This is a genomic window from Anaerovorax odorimutans (assembly GCF_024459955.1).
GTDB lineage: Bacteria > Bacillota > Clostridia > Peptostreptococcales > Anaerovoracaceae > Hominibacterium > Hominibacterium odorimutans_A.
Map to the genome: position 1 here is coordinate 1 of NZ_JANFXK010000261.1, position 214 is coordinate 214.

The following is a 214-nucleotide window of genomic DNA, read 5'->3' on the forward strand; positions in this document are numbered from 1 at the left end:
GCCGATTTCGCCCAGTCGATATTGCCAAGATCTTTCGTGAGCATTTTCGCATAAGCAGTCGGGCTTTCCGGCTGCTTTTCAAACACTGCTGTTTTATTTTCTATTGCATGCAATGTTTTTACGCAGAGAGCGGCGCCTGCTTCTGCCAGTTTGTCATGAAGCGACTCTCCTGTCTCGTCTTCTGCGATCGGGATCTCGGTCTTTAAAATCATAT

Annotated in this window: 1 pseudogene; it reads right to left on the reverse strand. The window is 47.2% G+C overall.

The window, feature by feature from the left end:
- Positions 1-214: pseudogene (locus tag NE619_RS18715) on the reverse strand (methionyl-tRNA formyltransferase); the annotation flags it as partial.